This window comes from Jiangella muralis (genome assembly GCF_001270745.1).
GTDB lineage: Bacteria > Actinomycetota > Actinomycetes > Jiangellales > Jiangellaceae > Jiangella > Jiangella muralis.
The window spans coordinates 173882-197655 of sequence record NZ_KQ434753.1 but is presented as its reverse complement, the minus strand read 5'-3'; the positions used below and the strand labels follow the sequence as shown (position 1 = coordinate 197655).

The following is a 23774-nucleotide window of genomic DNA, read 5'->3' as shown; positions in this document are numbered from 1 at the left end:
CGCGCGGCCGGTCCGGCGCAGCCTCTGGGTCGGCGAACTCGCCCGCGCGGCGACCGCCGCTGCCGCCGAACACACAGGCTGACCACGTACTCTTACGGTGTCCGTTCCCGTTCACCGTGAGGACCGCCCACACCGATGACCCGCCGATCCGCGACGCTCGCCGTCGCCGGGGCCCTGATCGTCGCGCTCGTCGCGGTCGCGTCCATGCTGCACCTGCCCTACGTCGTGTACTCGCCGGGGCCGGTCGAGGACACGCTGGGGGAGTGGAACGGCCAGCAGGTCATCCGCATCGACGGCGCCGAGACGTACCCCACCGACGGTGTGCTCGACCTCACCACGGTGGGGGTCACGTCCGCCGACGCCGACCTCGACCTGCTGACGGCGTTGCGCGCGTGGCTCGACCCCGACCGCGCCGTCGTCCCGCGTGAGCTCGTCTACCCCGAGGGCACCACGGCCGAGCAGTCACGGCAGCAGAACGCCGCGATGCTCGCCAACTCGCAGCAGAACGCCGAGGTCGCCGCGCTGCGCAAGCTCGGCTACGACGTGCCGGAGAAGGTCGTCGTCGACGCCGTGGTCGCCGACGCGCCGGCCGACGGCGTGCTCGAGCCGGGCGACATCGTGGTCTCGGTCGACGGCGCCGCTGTCGCCACCCCCGAGGACGTCGTCGACGCCGTCACCGCGCACGAGCCCGGCGACACCGTCTCGTTCGTCGTCGACCGCGACGGCCGGCAGCTCACCGAGGCGATCACCACCGTCGCCGCCGAGGACGACGGCCGCGCGCTGGTCGGGTTCAGCCCGACGCTCGGGTTCGACCTGCCGGTCGACATCACCATCGGCATCGACGAGCGCATCGGCGGCCCCAGCGCCGGCATGATCTTCGCCGTCGCGATCTACGACAGCCTCACCCCGGGCGAGCTGCTCGACGGCGTGCACGTCGCCGGCACCGGCGAGATCAGCCCCGACGGCGAGGTCGGCCCCATCGGGGGCATCCAGCAGAAGATCGCCGCCGCCAACCACGACGGCGCCGCGCTGTTCCTCGCCCCGGCCAGCAACTGCGACGAGGCGGTCGGCGGCAACAACGGCGATATGCAGGTGGTCCCCATCGAGACCCTCGACGACGCCGTCAGCACCATCGAGTCGTTCGTCGGCGGCGACACCGGCGACCTGCCGACCTGCCCGACCTGACGGCGGCGCACGGACCGTCGCGCGCGAACGTTGTCGGCGCCCGCCCGTAGGGTGGGAAGCTCGGGGCCGCAGCCGCTGCTCGGCCCGTCAGGCCGGTCGGCCGGTCCTCGCGCCGGTCGACTCGGTCGGTCCGGGCTTCGCGTTGGCTGGCCGGACCCGTTCGCCGGGTTCCGCACGTTGGCCGTCCCCTGGCGCCCATTCTCTCGGACCTTCGCCCGTGCGAAGCGCCCCACAAGTCCGCTTGAGGCGCGCGTGCGCGGCTAGACAATGGGCAGCAGGGGGACGGCCCACTGCGGCCATGACGGCCAACCGCCGCACGACGGCGAACGATCCACCCGATCAATCGGACTCACTTATCCAGGGCGCAGTCGTCGAACGGCCAGGCGCAGTCGAACGGCCAGGCTGCGGCAGCTGAACCTCGGCTTCAGCCGAACGTCTCGGCCAGTGCGTTGCCCAGCTCGGGCGACAGTTCGGCGCCGCGCACCAGCTCGTCGTCGGCCTCGTGGCCGCGGATGCGCAGCACCGACGCGCGCCGTCCGTCGCGCAGGACGCCGACGACCACGCGGACGTCGGAGCGGTCGGGGTGCTGCTGGGCCCACCGGGCCGCCAGTCCGTCGTCGTCGGGCATCTGCTCCTCGGCGCCGGGCGGCAGCACGATGCGCTCGAGCACCAGCGCGCAGCCGCTGACGGTGTCGGGCCAGGCGATCTCGAGGAGCAGGTCCTCGATCGGCCGGCCGGCGACGTCCTGCTCGATCGGCGTGAGGGAGTCGGCGGGCGCGTCGGGCTCGATGCCGATGTTGGCGGCCAGTGCCGGCTCGCGGGAGATGAGGTCGGCCGTCGGCGCCAGCGCGTACAGCCGCGCCGGCTGGTCCCAGCCGTCGTCGCGGACGTGCTGTTCGATCTCCTCGATCGCGCGGTAGAGGGCGCTCGGCTGGTCGTCGGTGGTGCTCATGACCGCATCGTCGCACGCGCGGCGGTGCGGTTCGACATCGGTCACGGCCAGGCGTCGAACCGGTCACGGTTCGCCCCGAACCGTCCGCTGACAGCGATGTTCCGACCGCGGGTCGGAACCGCGCGGGCCGGTGAGATAGTTTTGCAGGGGTGAGCCAGGACATGCCCCGACCCGCCGGACCGTTCCGCGGCGCGCCGCAACGACGGTCGCGCGCTCTACTGCCCACGCTCATCGTGCTCGGCGTTCTCATCGCCGCGTACGTGCTCGTCGTGACATTCTGGACCGACAGGCTGTGGTACCAGTCGGTCGACTTCACCCAGGTGTTCACGACGCAGCTGGTCACTCGGATCGGGTTGTTCCTGGTCTTCGGGCTGCTCATGGCCGCTGCGGTCGTCGTCAACGGCATGGTCGCCTACCGCGTCCGGCCGCGCTACCGGCCGATGAGCGTCGAGCAGCAGAGCCTCGACCGCTACCGCGACGCCATCGACCCGGTCCGTACCTGGGTGCTGACGGCGGCCGCCATCCTGCTGGCGATCATGGCCGGCGCCAGCGCCGCCGGGCACTGGCAGACGTTCCTGCTGTGGCGCAACGGCGGCGAGTTCGGCCAGAAGGACGCCCAGTTCGGCCTCGACCTCGGCTTCTTCGCCTTCGACTACCCGTGGTGGCGCTACCTCGTCAGCTTCGGGTTCGCGGTCGTCGTGCTGGGCCTGGTCGTCGCCGCCATCACCCACTACGTCTACGGCGGCATCCGGCTGCAGACCGCGGGGCAGAAGGTCAGCCCCGCCACCACGGCCCACCTGTCCGTCCTGATCGGGCTGTTCGTCCTGCTCAAGGCCGTGGCGTACTGGCTCGACCGGTACGCGCTGGTCACCCAGGACAACGACCGCTTCACCGGCGCCTCGTACACCGACGTCAACGCGGTGCTGCCGGCCAAGACGATCCTGGTCTTCGTCGCGTCCATCTGCGCCATCCTGTTCTTCGTCAACGTCTGGCAGCGCAACTGGACGCTGCCGGGCATCGGGCTGGGCCTGCTGGTGCTGTCGGCGGTCCTGCTCGGCGGGCTGTGGCCGTTCCTCGTCCAGCAGTTCCAGGTCCGGCCGAGTGAGGCCAGCCGCGAGGCGCCGTACATCAGCCGCAACATCGAGGCCACCCGCAACGCCTACGGCATCCAGGACGTCGAGACCGAGGAGTATCGCGCCACCACGTCGGTCCAGGAGGGCCAGCTGGCGCAGGACTCCGCGACCATCCCCGGCATCCGGCTGATGGACCCCAGCGTCATCCCGCCGGCCTTCCAGCAGCTGCAGCAGGTCCGCGGCTTCTACACGTTCAGCGACCCGCTCGACGTCGACCGCTACACGGTCGAGGGCGACGACGGCGTGGTGGCCGAGCAGGACATGGTCGTCGCCGTCCGCGAGGTCGACTCCGACGGCATCCCGGCCGAGCAGCGCAACTGGATCAACGAGCACACCGTCTACACCCACGGCTTCGGCGTCGTCGCCGCGTACGGCAACACCCGCGAGTCCGACGGGTCGCCGAACTTCGCCGAGGAGGACATCCCCACGCAGGGCGTCCTCGGCGAGTACGAGCCGCGCGTCTACTTCGGTGAGAACTCGCCCAGCTACTCCATCGTCGGCGCGCCCGAGGGCACCGACCCGGTCGAGTACGACATCCCGGAAGACCCCGAGACCGGCAGCGAGCGGCGCAACACCTACGACGGCGACGGCGGCGTCCCGATCGGCTCGTTCTGGAACAAGCTGCTCTACGCCACCCGGTTCCAGGAGGCCAACTTCCTGCTGTCCGACCGCCTCAACTCCGAGTCGCGGCTGCTGTACGAACGCAACCCGCGCGATCGGGTCGAGAAGGTCGCGCCGTGGCTCACGGTCGACGCCAACCCGTTCCCGGCGGTGGTCGACGGCCGCGTCGTCTGGATCCTCGACGGCTACACGACGCTGAACTCGCTGCCGTACAGCCAGCGGGTGTCGCTGAGCGAGGCCACCAGCGACTCCCGCACGGCGCGCCCGGCGCTGGCCGCGCAGCCCGACGACTTCATCAACTACGTCCGCAACTCGGTGAAGGCGACGGTCGACGCGTACGACGGCACCGTCACGCTGTACGCGTGGGACGAGGACGACCCGGTCCTGCAGGCGTGGATGAACGCGTTCCCCGACTCCGTGCAGCCGCGCTCGGAGATCCCGACGCCGCTGATGGACCACCTGCGCTACCCCGAGGACCTGTTCAAGCTGCAGCGCAACATGCTCGAGCAGTACCACGTCACCGAGGCCTCGACGTTCTACGGCGGCCAGGACCGCTGGGTGGTCCCGGCCGACCCGTCGTCGAACGTCGACGTCAAGCAGCCGCCGTACTACCAGTCCATCAAGCTGCCCAACGCCGACGCGCCGATGTACTCGCTGACCACCACGTACACCCCACGGGGCCGGCCGAACCTGGCCGCGTTCATGGCCGTCAACGCCGACGCCCGCAGTGAGGACTACGGGCATCTGCAGATCCTGAGACTGCCCAGCAACACACAGATCGACGGTCCGGGCCAGGTCGCGAACGACTTCGAGTCGAACGCCGACGTCGCCCAGCAGCTGACGCTGCTGCGCTCCGGCGACGCCGAGACCCAGCTGGGCAACCTGCTGACGCTGCCGGTCGGTGGCGGTCTGCTGTACGTCCAGCCGGTCTATGTCGCCCGGGCCACCGGCGAGGCCGCCTACCCGCTGCTGCGCCGCGTCCTGGTGCAGTTCGGCGACAGCATCGGCTTCGACGACACCCTGCAGGGCGCGCTCGACCAGATCTTCGAGGGCAACGCCGGCGCCGGGACCGAGGAGCCACCGGTCGTGGAGGAACCGCCGACCGACGGCGAGACGACCCCGCCGCCCGACACCGAGACGACGCCGCCGCCGACGACGGAGCAGCCGGCCGACCTCACCGCGGCGCTCGAGGCCATCCGGGTCGCATGGCAGGAGGCCCGCGACGCGCAGGCCGCCGGCGACTGGGCGGAGTACGGCGCGGCGCTGGAGCGGCTCGACGCGGCCATCGCGGCAGCCGACGCGCTCACCGGCGGCGAGGGCGCCGGCGGGGCCACCCCCGGGGCCACTCCGGGGCAGTAGCGTCACCCGGCCGGAGCCGTCACCCGTTCCTCGGGTGGCGGCTCCGTCCGCGTTCCGGGCCGCGCAGGCCGTGTTCCGGGCCGCGCAGGCCGCGTTGCTCCGGGACGCGGCCGGTGCGGGCGTCAGACCGCGCGCTGGAAGGCGAGTAGCAGGAACCCGGGCAGCGGCTCGAGGTCGCGCTCGGGCAGGCGGACGAAGCCGAGCCGCTCGTACAGCCGGTGCGCGGTGACCATGCGCGGCAGCGACGACAGCACCATCGTGTGGTCGCCGTGCTCGCGGGCGAGGTCGAGGCAGCCCTGTACGAGCGCCGCGCCGACGCCGCGTCCCCTCGCCGCGGGGTCGACGGCGAGCATGCGGAACTCCGCCTCGCCGGCCCGCGCCACCTCGACATACGGGCTGGGCGGGCGGCAGAACGTGACCGCTCCCAGCACCGTCCCGTCGGCGTCGGCCGCCACCAGCAGCGTCGCCTGCACCGATCGGTGCTCGATGTCGGCCAGCTCGTCGGCGTACTCCTCGTCGCCGTCCAGGAACCCGTCGGCGTCGTACGCCGCCACCGTGATGGCGGCGACGGCGGGGTGGTCGTCGGGCCGGGCCGGCCGCACCTGGAAGTCCGTCATGTCGCACATTCTCCCGCCGGCCACCGACACCCCGACGCGGCCGTCCACGCGATTTGGCGCACCGCAGCCGATCGCGTAGACTTCATTTCAGCGACGCGGGGTGGAGCAGCTCGGTAGCTCGCTGGGCTCATAACCCAGAGGCCGCAGGTTCAAATCCTGCCCCCGCTACCAATGTGAAGTATCGGAATGGCTCGAACCCTGCACATGGGTTCGGGCCATTCGTACGTGCGGGCCGGTCCGGAGTGGTCGGCCTGTGCGCTGGTAGGTGCGGGTGGGATCGAGCCCGAGCCCGCGGAGGACGTCGCCGGTGGCGTTGACGATGCGGATGTTGAGGTCTTGGGCCAGGGGACGTCGCCCGCCTCGCGGTTCGCGTACCTCGACAGGATGTACAGCAGGTCCGAGCGCCAGTAGGTGGGTGCTCCCGATCCCGCTGCGGTAGAGCGTGCCGTTGTGGCGCGGGTGCTGGATCCGGCTGTCGAGTCCCGGTCGCGGCGGACGCGGTCGTGGGTGTGGTGGATCGGTCGGCTCGAAAGTCTCGGTGGTCGCGCTCGTCGGGTACGCCACGGTGCTGTTCAGCTACTTCGGCGTGTACATCCTCTTCAACGGCCTGCACTCGTACGGCGGTCTCTGACCGGCGGAGCCCCTGAAGCTCAGCCCGGGGTCATGATCATCAACCTTTTTGGCTGTCAGAGCAGCCCAGAAGGTTGATGATCATGGTGGACGTCATCGCCCGGAAGCCAGGCGACAATACCGTCCTAGACCGGTATCGGCCCAGGCCGCCGAGCGGCGCTGAATCGCAGCCGGCGGGGTGCCGCTGGCTGGCACGCGAGACCTGCTCCGCTCGCCGAGCTGCCGGGAGAAGGCATCGATCTCGGGGCGGTTGCCAGCACGATCGACACGGCGATCCACCTGGCGAGGGCTGCGTGGTGATGGGCACCGCAGCTGTATCCGCGTCCCGTGATGTTCGCCCACCCGAGCGCTCAGAAATCACTCGACAACCGCTTGACCAGTCAGGTCTCGGTCAATCGAGCTCGCTCGGCCTGGGGGTTCGCGGTGGCCGGGAGGCATCCTCCGCCCGGCGGCAACCCGCCACATCCGCCCAGGTCGGCGTCCTGGCCGTGCTGGCCCTGGTGGGAAGCGTCCTCGGTTCCGCCATTGCGCGGTCGGTGGCCAAGAGGCTCCGGCGATCGGCGAAGTCTTGACAGTACGTCAGCCATCCCCATACCGTCCTAGACCAGTATTTCGAACCTCGCCGGCTCGTCGGCGGTTTGCCGGTCCGGCTTCCATGTGGCGACAGAACGAGGTGAGCGCTGATGGTCTTGTTATCCCCGATGCGTCGTGGGACCGCAGTTGTCGCGGGTCTGGTGGCTACGGCCCTCGCCCTCGGCACCGTCGGTGCGGGCTGGGCGGTGCCGCCGTCCCCCGCCGGCCCGGACGATCACGCGGAGGCTGCCGGGCCGATGGCGCCTCCGCTCGGCGGGGATGTGCGGCCGCGTTCGGTTCCGCTGACGGCGGCAGCCGAGAGCATGGGGGACGGGCAGGAGGGCGCGTTGACCCTGCCGGAGCACTATGCCGACCGGGTCGACCATGCGCTCGAGCAAGGCGCCGATCACTGGGGTGAGCGTCTCCTCGCCCTGCCGAACGGGCCGACGCTGGAGAACGTGAAGCCCTTGCTCGTGCCGGTGAACCACGGTGGGCCCACGGTCGCCGAGTCGCCGTGGTACTACCTGCCGCTCACCTACCCGGCGCCGGATCCGCACGAGTGGAGCGCCCAACGCGATTTCAGCCTGCACGTGGCCGATGGCAGCGAGTTGTTGAGCCAGTGGTCTGACGCGCGCGCGTCGCAGCGCGTGACGTTCGCCGTCGGACCCGACGGCGAAGAGCGGTTCGGCGCGGCCGAGGCGCGGTCGGACGAACCGGAACTGCGAGACGGCTACCTCCCGATCCTCCTCAACCGCTACACGGATGCGCAGGGCGTGGCCTACGAGCGGGAGTCGTTCACCGCGACGCTGGAGCCCGGTGGGCCGCTGGTGAGCATGATCCGCTTCACCGCCGACGCGTCCGGAGCCGATGGGGCGGCGGACGGCCACCTGCGGGTCTCGGTCGACACCGCCGGTGTCGATGGTGCCGTGGCGGGCGACGGCCAGGTGAGCGTCGATGGCAAGGTGATTCTCGCCTACAGCGGTGACGCGACCTGGGCGTCGCCGTCGCTCGACGTCGACCTGGACCTCAGCGACGGGCCGGCCAGCGTCTACCTGATCGTCGCCAACGAGCCGGCCGACCTGCCCGGAGCGGAGGCCTCCGAGACCGTCTTCGAGCAGACGCGCGAGCAGGTGAGCGAGTACTGGCGGACGCTCCTCGAGTCCGGAGCCCAGATCGAGCTGCCCGAGTCGTACGCGGCCGACGCGATGCGCAACACCCTGCTCACCAACCTCGTGATGGGCTTCAACCTCACCGTGGGCAACGCCTACGAGGAGCCCAGCGAGACCTTCGCGTTCGTCCCGGAGGTCGCCGCGACCGTCACCTCGCTGGGCGACTTCGGCTACGAGGATCGCTTCCGGGAGAACCTGGACGAGCTCATGGACCGCGGCCAAGGGGGCGCCTTCTTCACGACCTGGGAGCGCGGGATCAAGATGCAGGTCGCGGCCAACCACTACCTGCAGACCAAGGACGGTTCCCTGATCGAGGAGCGGCTGGAGACCTTCGAGTCGTGGCGTGCCGAGTTCGCGAGACAACGCGATGCCGATCCGCATGGACTGCTCGCCAAGGCGAGGTACGCCAGCGACATCCCCGAGCCCGTGTACGGCATCCACCACCAGTCGGAGGCGTGGCGAGGCATGCGCGACCTGGGCGTCGCGCTGCGGCTCATGGGCAGGTCCGCGGAGGCGGACGCCTTCACCCAGGAGGCCGACGAGCTCCAGGATGCCCTGGTGGACGCGATCGACCGGTCGAAGACCACGCTGCCGGACGGCACGATCTTCGTCCCGATCGGGCTGCTTCACGACAACCCGGAGCAACCGTATGAGCGACTGACCGACACGACGCTGGGCAGCTACTGGAACCTGATCATGCCGTACGCGCTCGCCACCGGCATTCTGCCGCCGGATGAACCGACGGCGACCGGGCTGCGCGAGTACCTGAACCGGCACGGTTCGATGTTCCTCGGGATGGTCCGGTTCAACCTGGCCGGCGGCGATCCCGGGATGTGCCACACGAAGGGCGCTCCGTGGTGGCCATCTTCGCCCGGATACAAGTCGACCGGGATCGACCAGCAGTACGGGTACTCGCTCGGACGGTTCCTCGCCGACTCCGAGGACGCCGACCGACTGGGCCTGAGCTTCTACGGCATGCTGGCGCACAACTTCACCCCGAACACGTTCGTCGCCGGTGAGGGCGCGACGGTGTCGCCGTGTCCGCAGCTGGGCGAGTACTACCGGTCGCAGTACCTGCCGCCCCTCTCGCCGAACAACGCGACCTACCTGAAGGCCCTGCGGCTGATGCTGGTGCGGGAGGACGTCGATTCCGCCGGCCTGCCGACCGAGTTGCACATCGCCCCCGCGACGCCGCGCGACTGGCTCCGCGACGGCGAGCGGTTCGCGGTGCGCGACCTGCCGTCGTCGTTCGGCCCGATCGCCTTCGAGGTGACGTCGAACCTGGACGACGGGTCCGTGACCGCCCGGATCGAGCCGCCGGCGGTCGAAGAAGGACGAGCGAGCGCCGCGGAGGTCACGGTGCACCTGCGTGCCCCCGCCGGCCATCGGCTCACGCAGGTGACGGTCGACGGTGCGTCGGTGCCGTTCGACGCCGCCTCGGAGTCGGTGCGGCTCGGCGCGGTGCGCGAGCCGGTGACCGTCGAGGCCGGCTACGAGACGACCCCTGTCAGCTCTGCGTCGTACGCCGCCGTGGCGTCCGTCGACCCCGAGCGCACGCTGGTCGAACCCGGGGAGACGGTGGAGCTCGAGCTCGACGTCGAGGCGCTGGGGCCGCAGGAGGTCCGTGGAATCGTGGACGTCGAGGTGCCGGCCGGGTGGAGCGCATCCCGGAGCAAGCTGCGGTTCGACGTCGACAGTGCGGGCGAACTCGCGTGGACGAGGCTGCCGCTCACGGTCACGGTGCCGCGTGGCGCAGCACCGGGGAGCTACGAGCTGACCCTCGTCACCAAGCCCTATCGAGGTGCCGAACAGACCGCCACCGTCGACCTCCGCGTCGCCGTGCCGGCTGACGGCAGCTATGCGGACCTGGTGGAACAGGCCCAGCCGGTGGGCTTCTGGCGGTTCGACGAGACCGATGCGCGCGAGGCCGTGGCGGACTCGTCGGGCTCCGGCAACACCGGTGAGTTCCGCGGGCAGGTGCAGACGTCGGAGCCCGGCGCCGTTGCCGGCGACCCGAGTTCTGCCGTCAGGCTGGTCAACGGGTACATCGACATACCGGACAGCTCGTCGTTGAGCCTGACCGGCCCGTACACGCTCGAGGCCTGGGTCAAGGCGACCGCCGGCGGCCAGCAGGGCCTCGTGGAGAAGTACGAGAGCGACCAGTGCCTGCCGTCTCGGGACGGTTACGGCGTCCGCCTGGTCGCCGGCAACAAGCTGCAGCCCTTCTCCATCGCCGGCGACCAGTACCGTGCCGGCGCGGCCAGCGAACGCAGCGTGCGGCAGGTGGTGTGGCAACACGTCGCGTCCGTGTACGACGGAACGACGCTGCGGACGTATATCGACGGCCGGCTCCAGTCCGAGACGGCACTGTCGACGGCGCCGACAGACGGGGGCGGCAGCCTGAAGGTGGGCGCCCGTGGCGACGGTGCCGCCGACCTGTTCGAAGGGTGGATCGACGAGGTCGCGGTGTACGACACGGCTCTGAGCGCGGACCAGCTCGACGCCCACTACGTCAAGGGCATCCTCGGCACCGCGGGTGAGCGGGACGTCCAACCGGCGGCTGCCGATCCGGCGGAGTCGCTGCAGCCGGCCGGTCCGGCGGCGCAGGCCGCTCCCGGTGAGTACGCGGCGCAGGTCATGGCCGACCAGCCGGTCGGCTACTGGCGGCTGGGCGAGTCGTCCGGCACCGTGGCGCAGGACGCCTCGGGTACGAGCAACAACGGCACCTACACCGGCGCCGTGATGCCCGGTCACCCCGGCGGCCTGGCCGGCGACCCGGACACCGCCGCCCAGTTCATGGGTGGCTACGTCTCCGTGCCGGACTCCGAATCGTTGAGCCCGACCGGGCAGTTCACGCTCGAAGCGTGGGTGAACCTCGACGATGTGTGCGGGCAGTACGGCCTGGTCGAGAAGTACGACGCCCCTGCTTTCAACGGCTACCTGCTGCGGGTGACACCCGGAGGCCGGTTGAGCGCCTTCACCCTCGGCGGCGACGGCCAGCTCGCGTCCGTGACCGGCCAGTCCGTCGTGATGCCGGACGAATGGCACCACGTGGTCGCGGTCTACGACGGCACCAGCCTCTCCGTGTACCTCGACGGGGAACTGGACGGCTCGGTGGCCACCACCTTCGATCCGGTCGACGGGATGACCGACCTCAAGTTGGGCGCCCGAGGCGATGACGCCGGCGCCCGGTTGCGCGGCGTGCTCGACGAGGTCGCCGTGTACGACCACGCCCTGACGGCGGAGCGGGTCCAGCAGCACTACACGCTGGGACGCCAGGCCGACGCCGGAGGCTGACCGGTCTCGGCCGCGGGTGAGCCACCGCTCGGTGGCTCACCCGCGGCCGTTCCGTGCGGCCACGCGGTCAGTGGCCGCGGAACGCCTCCTCGAGCCACCACGACGGCTCGCTGCTCACGATCTTGGCGTCGACGAGCAGGGCGGTGTCGCGGGGTCCGTCCAGCCAATGCCGCACACCGGCCAGGTCGTCCGGCGCCCGGACGGTGATGGCGGTGAACCCGTACCCGCGGGCGATGGCCGCGATGTCGGTCTCGGGGAAGGTCACCGAGCTGAGGTCCTGCCCCGTCGGCGCGAAGTGGTGTACCTCGGCGCCGTAGGCGTCGTCGTTGTAGACCACCACGACCATCGGCAGCCGCAGGCGGCGCACCGTGTCGAGCTCGGCCGCCATCATCAGCGCGCCACCATCGCCCAGCGCGGCCACCGGGAGCCGGTCCGGCTGGGCCAGCGCGGCGCCGATCGCGGTCGACAGGCCCAGGCCGATGGACTGGAAGGCCTGGGTGAAGCAGAACCCGCGCTCGTCGGGAACGGAGAGGAACATGCTCGGGTAGCCCATGAAATTGCCCGAGTCGACGCTGACGACGCGCTCGGCGGGGAGCAGGTCGTCCATCCCGATGGTCAGCGTGCGCGGGTCGATCCGGCCGGCGCCGGTGAGGTCGTCGTACGGGACGTCGCGCCAGCGCAGCTGCGTGGCCAGCCGCTGGGCGACCTCCGGCGTCCGGTACCCGCGGCCGGTCGCCTCGCCGGCTCCGGCCGGGGCGGTCAGCAGCGCCCGCGCCGTCGCGCCGACGTCGCCGAGCACGCCGAAGCCGAGCTGCCGGTGCGCGCCGATCGCCTCCGGGGTGTCGTCGACCTGCACGACCGTCGCGCCGGGCGCGATCAGCCGGCCGTGCCGCATCGTCCACATGTTCAGCGCGCAGCCCCACCCGACGATCAGGTCGGCGCCGGCGATCAGTTCGGCGGCGAGTGGGGACGAGAACCCGCCGGAGACGTCGAGCGACCACGGCTCGTCGTGGAACAGTCCCTTCGCGACGGCGGACGTCGCCAGCAGCGCGCCGTGCTGCTCGGCCAGCGCCAGGACGGCCGTCCGCGCCGCCGCGGACCGGGCGCCTCGCCCGGCCACGAACACCGGCCGCCGGGCGTCCTCGAGCGCCGCCGTCAGCCGGGCGACGTCGGCGGTGGCCGGGCGCGGCGGCTCGGGTGCGGACGGCAGCGGCGGCGGCGCGGTGTCCACGGCGTCCAGCGCCTGGAGTTCCAGCGGCAGGTTGAGCACGACGGCGCGGCGCTGGTGCACGGCGGTGTGGACGGCATCGACGGCTTCTCTCGCGGCGGTCTGCGCGGACGTGATCCGCAGCGGCACAGCCCCGACGGCGCGGGCCAGAGCGTCCTGGTCGACGTAGAAGTTCGACCGCGGCTGCGTCACCTCGGCGGCGACGACGACCAGCGGCGTGCGGGACTTGGCGGCCTCGGTGATTCCGGTCATCGCGTTCGTCAGGCCGCAGCCCTGATGGACGCTGAGCGCGGCCGGGCCGCCCGACGTGCGAGCGTAGGCGTCGGCCATGGTGGCGGCGCCGCCCTCGTGCCGGGCCGCGACGAACCGTGCGCCGGCGGCCGACATCGCGACGGTCACGTGGAAGTTCCCGGAGCCGACCACGCCGAAGACGTGGTCGATGCCGGCGTCGACCAGCGCGCGCCCGACTGCCTCGGAGACGAGCATGGCGGCGGTCAGCGCTCGGTGAGCGCCAGCACGCGGGCCGGCGATCCGGAGCCGCCGACGATGCGCAGCGGCGCCGCGACGACCACCGCTCCGGTCGGCGGCAGGCGGTCGAGGTTCTGCAGTTGGGCCAGGCCGTACTTGCCGTTGCCCAGCAGGTAGGCGTGGCACGGGAAGGCCGGCTCGAACGAGTGCGCGGCGCCCGCGTCGGTGCCCACCGTCTCGACCCCGATGCCCTGCAGCGGCGACTCCTCGGCCACCCAGCGGGCGCAGTCGGCCGACATGCCGGGGCTGCTGGGGCCGGTGGCGGTGTTGTTGATCATCTCCGCCTGGGTCGTGCGGGCCGACCAGCCCGTGCGGCACAGCAGCCAGCCGCCGTCCGGCAGGGCGCCGTGCTCCGCCTCGAACGCCCGGAGGTGATCGATCTCGATGAGGAAGTCGGGGTCCGCGGCGACCTGCGCCGTGACGTCCAGCACCACGGCCGGGGCCACGAACGACGTCAGCGGCACGGCGTCGATGGCGGCCTGGTCCTTGCCGGTGACCCAGTGGGCGGGCGCGTCGAAGTGGGTGCCGGTGTGCTCGCCGGTGCGGAAGTTGTTCCAGTACCAGGCCGGCCCGCGGTCGTCGTACCGGCTGATCTCTTCGAGCTCGAACCGTGCGGTCTGGCCGAACTCGGGTGGCAACTCGAGAATCGGCGTCTGGTCGGACAGCGGCGCGGTGAGGTCGACGATCTCGACGCGGCCGGACACGAGTGCCTCGATGAGGCCGGACAGAACGGACATGGACCGACGGTACAGCCGCGACGCGGTCAGCGGCGCCAGACGGTGCCGCGGCGATCGTGGCCGATGCGGCCTTCGATCTCGACCGCGACGTGCGGCGCGCCCAGCCGCTCCGCCACCAGGTACAGGCCGAGGTCCAGCCCGGCCAGCCAGCCGCTGCCGGACGTCACGAGGTCGCCGTCGTCGACGATGCGGGCGTCGATCACCTCGGCCCACTTCGCGAGGTACTCCATGTCGAAGCGGTAGGTCGTCGCGGGGCGGCCGTCGATGAGGCCGGCCGCGCCGAAGAGCACCGCTCCCGAGTCGATGCCGCCCAGCAGCAGCCGCTCGCCCGCCCGCTCCTTGAACTCCCGCAGTTGCCCTGGCAGCCGGCTGGCCTCGATCACGTCGAAGTCCCAGCCACCGGCGACGAGCAGCGCGTCGGCGCGGGACGGGTCCCAGGCGCTCAGGCCGGCGAACCGCGTCCCGTAACAGCCGGTCACCTCCGCGGCCCCGTCCGCGGTCACCAGCACCGGCGACACGTCCACGCCGAGCAGCCGGGCCCGCGCCAGCACGTCGTACGTCAGCAGCGCGTCCATCTCGGCGATCCCGTCGTACATCAACACCTCGGCTCGCATGCGCACAGTCTTCGCGGCCGCGCGGCGGCGTCGCCACGGCAGGAATGCCACGCTTCGATAGATTCACGCCATGCACAGCGTCGTGGTGCTCGCGTTGCCGGGCGTGGTGGCGCTCGAGCTGGCCATCCCGTTTCAGGTGTTCGCGACGGCGCGGGCGGCCGGCCACCGCCACGCCCGGCTGACCGCCGACGGCCGCCTGTACGACGTCCGCGTCGGGGCGCCGCACCCGGAGCTGGCGGCGACGGCGTCGGGCGGGGCCGCGTTCGCGATCACCGGGTTGCAGGGCCTGGACGTCGTCGCCACCGCCGGCACCGTCATCGTCCCGGCGGCGGAGTCGGGGGCCACCCCGTCCGCGGACGTCGTCGACGCCCTCCGCGCCGCGCACGCCCGCGGCGCCCGCATCGCCTCGATCTGCACCGGCGCCTACCTGCTCGCGGCCGCCGGCCTGCTGGACGGCCGCCGGGCGACGACGCACTGGGCGCACGCCGACGAGCTCGCCGCGCGGCACCCGTCGGTGCGCGTCGATCCGGGCGTGCTGTTCGTCGACGACGGCGACGTGCTCACCGCTGCGGGCGTCGCCGCCGGGCTGGACCTGTGCCTGCACCTCGTCCGCCGCGACCACGGCGCGGCCGCCGCCGGCTACGTCGCCCGGCGCATCGTCATGCCGCCGCACCGCGAGGGCGGCCAGGCGCAGTACCACCCGGCCGCGGGCGCCGAGCCCGGCGGGACGACGCTGGAGCCCACGCTGGCCTGGCTGCGCGGCAGCCTCGCCGACGACCACCAGCTCACGGACATCGCCCGGCACGCCGCCATGAGCACCCGCACGCTCGTCCGCCGGTTCCGCGCCGAGTGCGGCACCACGCCGCTGCAGTGGCTGATCCGCCAACGCGTCGACCACGCCCGCGAGCTGCTGGAGACCACGTCGCTCCCGGTCGAGGAGGTGGCCCGGCGGGCCGGCTTCCACACGTCGGCGTCGCTGCGCCAGCACTTCGCCCGCCTCCTCGGCACCAGCCCGCTGCGCTACCGGCGGACGTTCCAGCAGGTCCCGGCGTGAGCGCGGGCAGCACCGCCGGTGTGCCGCGGCTGTCGCGCGACCACCTGAGCCGGCCGCGGCTGCTGGCCGCGCTCGGCGACGGCGAACTCCCGCTTCGGGTCGTCCGGGCGCCGGCCGGCTACGGGAAGACGGCGCTACTGGCGCAGTGGGCCTGCGGCCGCCCGGCCGGGTCCGCGACGGTCTGGGTCACCGCCGACGACGAGTGCGCGACGCGGCTGGGGTTCTGGTCGCGGGTGGTCGCGCTGCTGGGGACGGTGTACCCGGAGTTGGCCGGCGTGGAGGTCGGCGCCGACGCGGTCGGGCACCTGCCGACACTGCTCCCGCCGTTGCTCGACGCCGCGGACCGGCCGCTCACGCTGGTCGTCGACGCCGCCGAGCAGGTCGATCCGCGGGTGGAGCGCGACTTGCTGCGGCTGGTCCGGCACACCGCCCGGCTCCAGCTCGCGGTCGGCACGCGCCGCGACGGCGAGCTGACGGACCCCGCGACGGAGCTGAGCGTCGACGCCGTCACCGTCGGGCCGAGACAGCTCGCCTTCACCGCCGACGAGGCCGCCCGGCTGGCCGTCGAACTGCGCAGTCCGCTGACCACCGAGCAGGTCGCGGCGCTGCACGAGACGAGCGACGGCTGGCCGCTCGCGGTCCGCGCCGGGCTCCGGCCGCAGCGCGAGCACCCGTGGCCGGCGCCCAGCGAGAACGACACGCTGTCGCGGCTGCAGCGGATGCTGGTCGGCGACCTCGAAGGGCTGCCCGGCTTCGACGACCTGGTGCTGCTGTCCGTGGTCGACGGCGTCGGCGTGCGGCAGGCGGAGCTGCTCGGCGTCGACCTCGACGACCACCCGCTCCTGGCCGTCGTCGAGGACCGCGGGCTGGGTGGCTGGGAGGACGGCCTGGGCGAGCCGCGGTTCCGGCTGCAGCCGCTGGTCCGCGACGCCCTGCGCCGGCGCCTGGACGACGACCGCCTGCGGGACGCGCACCGTCGGCTGGTCGACTGGTACGAGGACCGCGGCGAGCGCGCGGCGGCGTTCGAGTCCGCCGTCGTCGCGCAGGAGTGGCAGCGCGCCCGCACCCACCTCGGGCAGGCGTTCCGCGAGGTCGCCGGTGGCCTCGACAAGCACTGGGTGCGCCGCGCCGACGTGCCCAGGCAGGTGCTCCGGGCGCAGCCGCTGCTCGCGCTGTTCGTCGGGGTGGCGCACTACGCGGTCGGCGACGTCGCGAAGGCGGTCCGGATGCTCACCGCCGGGGTCGCGACGGCGGAGTGGCAGCGGCTGTCCAGGCATGGCCGCGTCAGCGTCGACCACGTGTGGATCCAGGGCATGCTCACGCTCGGCCTGCGCTTCGCCGGCCGCGACGAGCTGGTGCAGCCCGCGCTTCGCCGTCTGCACGGCATGCTGCCGCGGGCCGCCGACCCCACCGGCGAGCTGGACCATCTGCGTCCGCTCATCGTCACCCAGACCGCGTCGACGCATCTGCTGCTGGACCGCGTCGACGACGCCGTCCGCGCGCTGGCCGATCGGACGGCCGGTCCGGTCCGTGGCAGCGGCGCGCTGCACCCGGAGTCGCTGACGGTGCTCGCGCACGCCACCGCCGGGCGCGTCACGCTGGCCCGCGCGGCGCTGGCCGAGCTGGTCGAGCCGGGCCTGCCGCGGTTCTTCAACGCCGGCTTCTACGCGATCCCCAAGCACGTCGGCGCCGCCTACGTGCACCTGGAGGACCACCGTCCGGACGCCGCCGCCGACGCGCTCGCGCAGGTGCTGCCGCACTGGCCGACGATGGAGTGGTGGCCGCTGGTGCTGCACGCCCGGGCACTGCAGTGCTGGCACGCCGACGGGCCGGCCGAGGCGCTGCGGCTGCTGGAATCCGGGCTGGACGACAAGAGTCGCAAGCCGCTCGGCGCGGCGATGCGGGCCATGCTGACGGCGCAGCGGGCCGAGCTGCTGCTGGCCGCGGGCCGGCCGGCCGAGGCCCGCCGGCTGATCCCGTCGCGGCGCATCCGGCCGTACCCGCGGCTGGCCGTCGCCAAGGCACGCGGCCTGCTGCTGGACGGCGACCACGCCCGCGCGCTGGGCATCACCGCCGCGCCGGAACACGAGCATCGTGGCACCCCGCGCGACCGCCTGCACCTGACCCTGATCGCCGCGTCGGCGCGGCTGCGCTCCGGCGATCCGGCCGCGGCCGCGCGGGACTTCGCCGGTGCCGTCGCGCTGTCCGGCGACACCGGGCTGCGCAGCCCGTTCGCCGCGATGCCCCGCTCGGACTTCCGCACCCTGGTGGCGGCGATCCCGGACGGCGCCGAGCTGCGCGCCGACGTCGCCCGCTTCCCGGCGCTGTTCCCCGAGCCCGACGCGCTGGTGTCGCTGACGCGGCGCGAGGCGGCCGTGCTGGCCGAGCTGGCGACGTCCGACACGCTGCCGGTCATCGCCGGCCGGCTCGGCGTCGCCGCGGGCACCGTGAAGAGCCAGTGCCGTGCCATCTACCGCAAGCTCGACGTGTCCGGCCGCGACGACGCGGTGGCCGAGGCGCGTCGTCGCGGCCTGCTCTGAGGGGGTAAGAACCGGGGGGATATCCGCGAGACCGGGCCCGGCCCACCCCGCGACCTCTGCTGCTCTGGAACCCGCACGACGGGAGCAGAGAGCGCGAGGGGACGGGTGGAACGACGCACGGACGGCCGGGTGCCACGGGACCGGCTGCTCGAACGCCTCGACCGCCCGGCCGCGCTCCGGGCGATCGTCGGCCTGCCCGGGACCGGCAAGACCGCGCTGGTGGCCGAGTGGGTGTCGGTTCGCGCGGCGGCCGGAACCGCGGTGACCTGGATCGACGACCCCGTCGGCCTGCCGGGCGCCATCGCCGCCGCGGGCGAGACCGTGCTCGTCGTCGACCGCGGCGACGACCTGCCCGAGCCGGACGCCGTCGCCGCCGCGCTGGCCCGGGCGCCGCACGTGCGGCTGGTGGTGTGTGGCCGCCGTCCGCTGTCCCTGGTCACCGCCGCGCACCGGGCCGGGCTGGAGGTCACGCAGCTGACGGGCGCGCAGCTGCTGGCCACGCCGGACGAGTTCGCGGCGGCGTGGGGCGAGCGCGGCACGGCCGCCGTCCACGAGCACACTCGCGGCTGGCTGCTCCCGGCTCGGCTGATGATCGACGCGCCGACGGCGGAGGACGGGCGGCGCGCGGCCTCCGACTACGTGCGGGCGGTTGTGCTGGACGGGCTGCCCTCCGCGGTCCGCGGGGCCGCGTCCCGGCTGGCGCTCGCGGACCCGATCACCCCCGTCCACCTGCGCGCCGTCGGCGTCGGGGACGACCTGGCGGGGGAGCTGCGGGCGCTGGCGGCCGGTTGTCGGTGGGCGGGCGTAGGTTTGAGGCCCACCCGGCCGGGAGGGGTGGACGCCGGGCCGCGCGCGACGTCGGAGGGTGGGGACGGTGGCCGCGAGGCCCGCGTCAGCGGCGAGGGCAGCGGCGGCGCCGCGTGGTCGCTGCCGCCGGTGCTGCGCGGCGCGCTGGTGGCCGAACTGGCCGCCGCCGAGCCGGAGCAGCCGGCCGCCTGGCACCGCCGGTACGCCCGCGCGCTGCTCGACGCCGGTGCGCCGGGTCCGGCCGCTCGGCACGCGCGCTCCGCCGGCGACTGGCCGCTGCTGGCGCGGGTGTGGAACGCGGCCGGGCTGACGCTGCTCACCGAGCGGTCCGACGACCTCGTCGCCGCGTTCGGCGGGCTGCCCGCGCGGGTGCCGCACGAGGTCGCGGACCTGCGGCTGCCGGCCGCGGCCGCCCGCATCCTGACGTCCCACCCGCCGGGCGTGCGGACGCTGCAGGCGCTGGCCAGCGCGTTCCGGGCGGACGGCGAGCAGCTGCTGCGGGCGGAGGAGATGACGCCCGGACGGCCCAGCGACCGGCAGCTGCACCTGCTGTCGATCGGGATCGTTGCCGACCGTCTGGACGGACGCTACGAGCGCGCCGCCGCCGGCGCCGCCCGGCTGGAGCGCGAACTGACCGGCCGCGACGGCGACGTCTGGCCGATGCACCGGGCGTGGGCGCTGCACCAGTCCGCGCAGGCGCTGCTGCTCGGCGGGAACGGGCCGCGCGCCGTCGCCGCCGGGACGCAGGCCTACGCCGCCGCCCACGACGTCGCCGCGCACCCCGTCACCGCGCACATCGCCGCCGACCTCGCGCTGCTGCACGCGGCCACCGGCGCCACCGTCGACGCCCGGTACTGGCTGGACGTGCACGAGCGGCACGCCGCGCCGGCCCGCTGGCTGGAGTACCTGGTCCGGCTGCCCGCGCAGCTGGCCGCCGCGTTCGTCGCCGCGGACCGGCTGGACGGCGCCGCAGCCCGCGCCCACCTGGAGCGGGCCGAGGACGACACAGGGCAGGCCGAGCTGTGGCCGTTCGCGGTCGCCGCGCGGACCCAGTACGCCCTCAGCTTCGGCGACCCGCTGCTGGCCCTGGCCGACGCCGAGCGATCCGCCGCCGTCAACCCGGTGCCCTCCGACGGCCTCGCCGCCCGCATCGTCGACCGGTGCCGGGCCGAGCTACTGCTCGCCCTGGGCGAGCTGAACCGCGTCGACACGCTGCTGCGGGCGGCCGGGCCGGACGCCGCCTGGACCGCGGTGCCACTGGCCCGGTTCCACCTGCTGCGCGGCGAGCCGGCCCGGGCCGGCCACACGGCCGGCGCGGCGGCGTGGGCGCCGGAGACGACGCCGCGGGACCGGATCGAGCTGCTGCTGATCGAGGCCGCCGCAGCCGAGGCGCTCGGGTCGCCGGGGACCGCGGACCACTCGTTCGGCCGGGCCGCCGCGCTCGCTGCCCGCACCGGTGCGCTGCGCTCGTTCACGCTGCTGCCGGACGCGCTGCGTGACGTGCTGGCGAAGCGGGCCGGGATCGCGCTGGACCCGGCCGTGCTGGCGACCCGTCCGGCGTATCCGGCGCGGGCGGAGCTGGTGACGTTGACCGAGCGTCAGCAGGCGGTCCTGCGAGCGCTGACCCGGCACGAGGACGCCGCCGCCATCTCGTACGCGCTGGTCATGGCGCCCAGCGTGGTGGAGGAGGAGTTGCGGTCGCTGTACGCGGCGCTCGGCGTGACCGGCCGGGACGCCGCCCTGCTGCGGGCCCGGCGCTTCGGCCTGCTGCCCGGCGACTGAGGCCGGCCGGCGCCGGTTCGGATCGTTGGTGGCGGGCGGTCGGCCCAGACTGTCGGTGCCCGCCCGTAGGGTGGGATGGCCCTCCCGGCCGGGCGGGGTCCACGTAGCAGGCCGCGTGTTCGACATCGCGCAACCGAGGCCCGGCGAGCGACCACCGGTTCGGGTTGCGGGCCCAAGCCGCCGCGTCCATGATCGTCCGGACCCCGCACCCCGACGAGACGAGCCGACGTGGCCGCGCCCGACGCCCTCGCCCGACCGCAGGCTGCCACGCCGGCCGCCACGCGGGCGCTGCTGCCGTCGCTGGCGCTGGTCATGTTCGCCGTCGTCGCGAACTACGCCGCGTTGCTGGCGGTGCTGCTGCCGAACCACGTCGAGGCGATCGACCCGGACCGCAAGGTCACCAACCTGGCCATCGTCACGTCGGTGTCGTTCGGGTTCACCATCGTGGCCCAGCCGCTGGTCGGCGCGCTCAGCGACCGCACGCGGGGCCGCCTGGGCCGCCGCGCGCCGTGGCTGCTCGGCGGCGCCGTCGTGGCCGCCGGGTTCCTGCTGGGCCTGGGCGGGCTCGGCTCGGTCGCGTGGATCTGCGTGTTCTGGGTGGTCATCCAGTTCGCGCTCAACGGCACCGACGTCGCGGCGGCGGCGACGCTGGCCGACCGCGTCCCGCGGGCCCGGCGCGGCCGCGCGTCGGCGGTGCTGGCCGGCGGCGGAATGGCCGGGGCGGCCGCGGGGACGGCGTTCGCAGGCCCGCTGGCGGTCCAGCACCGGCCGGTCGCCTACACCGTGCTGGGCCTCTCGGTGGTCGCGGCGGCCGCGGTGTTCGTGCTGGTCGACCGGCCGGGCCCGGCGCCACCGCGGGACGGCGGGCGGCGGGAGCTGCTGCGCGGGTTCTGGCAGCGGCCGCGCGAGCACGCCGACTTCCTCTGGGTGTTCGGGTCGCGGCTGCTGTTCGTGCTCGGCTACCAGCTGATCCTGACCTACCAGCTGTACATCCTCACGGACTATGTGGGGCTCGGCCGCGACGACGCCAACCGGCTGATCGGGCTGCTGACGGTGCTCGGCTTCGCGACGACGGTGGCCGGGGTCTTGGTGGGCGGCTGGTGGAGCGACCGGACCGGCCGGCGCACGGCGTTCCTGGTGGCCGCGGCCGCGATCCTCGGCGTGGCGCTGGCGGTGCCGCTGGCGTCCGCGACGACGGCCGCGGTGGCGGTGTTCGCGGCGGTTCAGGGTCTGGCCGGTGGACTGTACCTGGCCTGCGGCAACGCACTGGCGATCGACGTGCTGCCGGACCCCGAGGCGGCCGCCGGCAAGGACCTCGGGCTGTTCAACGTCGCCGTCAACGTGCCGCAGACGGTCGCGCCGCCGATCGCCGCGCTGGTCATCACCGTCTTCGGCGGCTACCGGGCGCTGTTCGCCGTCGCGCTGGTCAGCGTCGCCGCCTCCGCCGTCCTCGTCACCCGAGTGCGCCAGACTGGGCGGGGAGGCGGTGAGGCCACCTGACACCCGACGAGTTGCAGCGCCTCTGCGTCAGCGGAGTCGCCAGGTTGCCCGTGGGTCCTTCGAACTGTTCCCTTCCCAGCGGACCAACCGTTCATCCTGGAGCGCCCGCAGCTGCCGGAGAGCCGTCGGACGTGTGATTCCGACGAGTTCCTCGACCTGTCCCGTGCCAAGCGGCCGATTGGCCCGTCGCATCGCGTCCAGCACCGCGAGGGCGCCCCGCGGTAGTCGCTCACGCACCTCGGCCGGGATGGCATCGGCTGCCGACAGCACCAGGCGTACCGACGCCTGGTGCTGGCTGTAGATCGGGTCAGTCAGTCCAGCGGACCGCACCTCGTCGAAGATCCGGCGGATGCCCTCGCCGAGCTCCTGGGCGATGCCGAGGTCGGAACAGACACGGGCGATACGGGGGTTGCGGGCATATCGCGTGATCGTCAGCGGGGACGTCGGGTCCGCGAGCCCGGGGAACCTGCCAGGGCTGCTGATCTCGACCCGATCGGGGAAGATCTCCACCCGGATGTGATCGCCGGCAGCACTGTAGGAGCGATGCACGACGGCGTTCACGAGCCCCTCCAGCCACGCATCGCGCGGGATGATCGGTGTCGGCTCGAATCGTCCTGACGGGGCCAGTCGTCGGCGGGTGGGAATGATGTTCTCGATCGCCTGCTGAGCCTGCTCGAGCTGGACCGGCAGGCTTCCCTCGAAACGCTCTTCGTGCGCGAGTCCTTGCCTGATCCCGGTGCCACGCTCGGATTCCGCGTACCGGAGCACCCGGACGTGGGCGTGGGGGAGCAGCAGCTGTGGATGGTCGGCGAACAGGAGATAGGCCGCGATGGTCAGTCGCCGGCGGTGGTCGACCAGGCTGCGAGCCGCCAGCATGCTCTCCAGCGAACGAGCACCGATCGCCGCCCGGTAGTACTCCAACTGCTCAGGTGCGAGCTCCGAAGCAGCAATTGCGGCCGGGGTTCCGTCATACGGCGCCGTCCCACGGTCATATTCCAGTTCCTGGCGTTCACGGAAGCCCAGTCGACGGGACTCGTCTCCGACGCGCAGGTAGCATTCGCCGCCGCGGTGCTGATGGACGACCTGCCCCGGATCGATCCGGATCAGCAGGAGCTGTCGACCGGCACCGCTGTCGAACTCCTCCATGCTGACGCGGGGGACCGGCTCGATGTGGTCATGCGCGGTCTGCTTGAGGTCATTGAACCTGGTGGCGTCGACGCCGTCGACGGCACCGTCATGGAGGCCGACCACGATGCAGCCCCCCTCGGCGTTGGCGAACGCGACGATGGCCCGTGCGAGGTCCTTGGGAGATACCCGCCCGGACTTGCGCTCGAACCACTGCCCCTCGGGCATGGTGGCGAGCTGGGCAGCCGCTTGCTCAGGAGGGAGCGTCAGTGCCTGGTCCAACTCCGCCGCGCACATGGACCTACTCTAATATTTTTAGAGTA

At 73.1% G+C, this 23774-nt stretch carries 13 protein-coding genes and 1 tRNA gene; 8 read left to right on the top strand and 6 right to left on the bottom strand.

Annotated features, from left to right (window positions below; genetic code table 11):
* Positions 1-135: 135 nt before the first annotated feature.
* A complete protein-coding gene (locus ACW62_RS06625) occupies positions 136-1185 on the top strand; it encodes a YlbL family protein (RefSeq protein ID WP_053203296.1) in 1050 nt (349 codons plus the stop codon).
* A 424-nt stretch (positions 1186-1609) separates the two neighbouring features.
* Here the strand turns inward: ACW62_RS06625 and ACW62_RS06620 are convergent, their stop codons facing one another.
* Positions 1610-2137, bottom strand: a complete 528-nt coding sequence (locus ACW62_RS06620; protein WP_053203581.1) for a PPA1309 family protein — start codon at positions 2135-2137, stop codon at positions 1610-1612.
* A 161-nt stretch (positions 2138-2298) separates the two neighbouring features.
* Between ACW62_RS06620 and ACW62_RS06615 the strand changes: the two genes are divergently transcribed.
* Positions 2299-5250, top strand: coding sequence for a UPF0182 family membrane protein (locus ACW62_RS06615; protein ID WP_053203295.1), 2952 nt, complete (start codon positions 2299-2301; stop codon positions 5248-5250).
* Between the two features lie 122 nt (positions 5251-5372).
* Here the strand turns inward: ACW62_RS06615 and ACW62_RS06610 are convergent, their stop codons facing one another.
* A complete protein-coding gene (locus ACW62_RS06610; RefSeq protein ID WP_053203580.1) occupies positions 5373-5867 on the bottom strand; it encodes a GNAT family N-acetyltransferase in 495 nt (164 codons plus the stop codon).
* 94 nt (positions 5868-5961) lie between these two features.
* Between ACW62_RS06610 and ACW62_RS06605 the strand changes: the two genes are divergently transcribed.
* Positions 5962-6038 (top strand) — tRNA-Met (locus ACW62_RS06605).
* Positions 6039-7231: 1193 nt separating this feature from the next.
* Positions 7232-11536, top strand: a complete 4305-nt coding sequence (locus ACW62_RS06595) for a LamG-like jellyroll fold domain-containing protein (RefSeq protein ID WP_053203293.1) — start codon at positions 7232-7234, stop codon at positions 11534-11536.
* Positions 11537-11603: 67 nt separating this feature from the next.
* Here the strand turns inward: ACW62_RS06595 and ACW62_RS06590 are convergent, their stop codons facing one another.
* The 3 genes from ACW62_RS06590 to ACW62_RS06580 are packed head-to-tail and all read right to left on the bottom strand — an operon-like array spanning position 11604 to position 14643.
* Positions 11604-13250, bottom strand: a complete 1647-nt coding sequence (locus ACW62_RS06590) for a thiamine pyrophosphate-binding protein (RefSeq protein ID WP_053203292.1) — start codon at positions 13248-13250, stop codon at positions 11604-11606.
* An 8-nt stretch (positions 13251-13258) separates the two neighbouring features.
* The gene (locus ACW62_RS06585; RefSeq protein ID WP_053203291.1) at positions 13259-14029 is read right to left on the bottom strand and encodes a cyclase family protein; all 771 of its coding nucleotides are present in this window, start codon (positions 14027-14029) and stop codon (positions 13259-13261) included.
* Between the two features lie 26 nt (positions 14030-14055).
* A complete protein-coding gene (locus ACW62_RS06580; protein WP_053203290.1) occupies positions 14056-14643 on the bottom strand; it encodes a DJ-1/PfpI family protein in 588 nt (195 codons plus the stop codon).
* A gap of 70 nt (positions 14644-14713) precedes the next feature.
* Here ACW62_RS06580 and ACW62_RS06575 point away from each other — a divergent pair, with 70 nt between their 5' ends.
* The 4 genes from ACW62_RS06575 (at position 14714) to ACW62_RS06560 (ending at position 22326) form a co-directional block, all read left to right on the top strand.
* Positions 14714-15697, top strand: coding sequence for a GlxA family transcriptional regulator (locus ACW62_RS06575; protein ID WP_053203289.1), 984 nt, complete (start codon positions 14714-14716; stop codon positions 15695-15697).
* Positions 15694-18237, top strand: coding sequence for a helix-turn-helix transcriptional regulator (locus ACW62_RS06570; RefSeq protein ID WP_053203288.1), 2544 nt, complete (start codon positions 15694-15696; stop codon positions 18235-18237). Before ACW62_RS06575 ends, ACW62_RS06570 begins: the two co-directional genes overlap by 4 nt.
* A gap of 105 nt (positions 18238-18342) precedes the next feature.
* Positions 18343-20826, top strand: coding sequence for a helix-turn-helix domain-containing protein (locus ACW62_RS06565; protein ID WP_053203287.1), 2484 nt, complete (start codon positions 18343-18345; stop codon positions 20824-20826).
* A gap of 228 nt (positions 20827-21054) precedes the next feature.
* The gene (locus ACW62_RS06560) at positions 21055-22326 is read left to right on the top strand and encodes an MFS transporter (protein WP_053203286.1); all 1272 of its coding nucleotides are present in this window, start codon (positions 21055-21057) and stop codon (positions 22324-22326) included.
* Between the two features lie 27 nt (positions 22327-22353).
* Here the strand turns inward: ACW62_RS06560 and ACW62_RS06555 are convergent, their stop codons facing one another.
* A complete protein-coding gene (locus ACW62_RS06555; protein ID WP_053203285.1) occupies positions 22354-23748 on the bottom strand; it encodes an ATP-binding protein in 1395 nt (464 codons plus the stop codon).
* Between the last annotated feature and the right edge of the window lie 26 nt (positions 23749-23774).

What these genes read in the sequence shown, in the direction of transcription:
- ACW62_RS06625 (WP_053203296.1), top strand. Translation starts at nt 136, where the DNA reads ATGACCCGCCGATCCGCGACGCTCGCCGTCGCCGGGGCCCTGATCGTC.
- ACW62_RS06620 (WP_053203581.1), bottom strand. Translation starts at nt 2,137, where the DNA reads ATGAGCACCACCGACGACCAGCCGAGCGCCCTCTACCGCGCGATCGAG.
- ACW62_RS06615 (WP_053203295.1), top strand. Translation starts at nt 2,299, where the DNA reads ATGCCCCGACCCGCCGGACCGTTCCGCGGCGCGCCGCAACGACGGTCG.
- ACW62_RS06610 (WP_053203580.1), bottom strand. Translation starts at nt 5,867, where the DNA reads ATGACGGACTTCCAGGTGCGGCCGGCCCGGCCCGACGACCACCCCGCC.
- ACW62_RS06590 (WP_053203292.1), bottom strand. Translation starts at nt 13,250, where the DNA reads ATGCTCGTCTCCGAGGCAGTCGGGCGCGCGCTGGTCGACGCCGGCATC.
- ACW62_RS06585 (WP_053203291.1), bottom strand. Translation starts at nt 14,029, where the DNA reads ATGTCCGTTCTGTCCGGCCTCATCGAGGCACTCGTGTCCGGCCGCGTC.
- ACW62_RS06580 (WP_053203290.1), bottom strand. Translation starts at nt 14,643, where the DNA reads ATGCGAGCCGAGGTGTTGATGTACGACGGGATCGCCGAGATGGACGCG.
- ACW62_RS06575 (WP_053203289.1), top strand. Translation starts at nt 14,714, where the DNA reads ATGCACAGCGTCGTGGTGCTCGCGTTGCCGGGCGTGGTGGCGCTCGAG.
- ACW62_RS06555 (WP_053203285.1), bottom strand. Translation starts at nt 23,748, where the DNA reads ATGTGCGCGGCGGAGTTGGACCAGGCACTGACGCTCCCTCCTGAGCAA.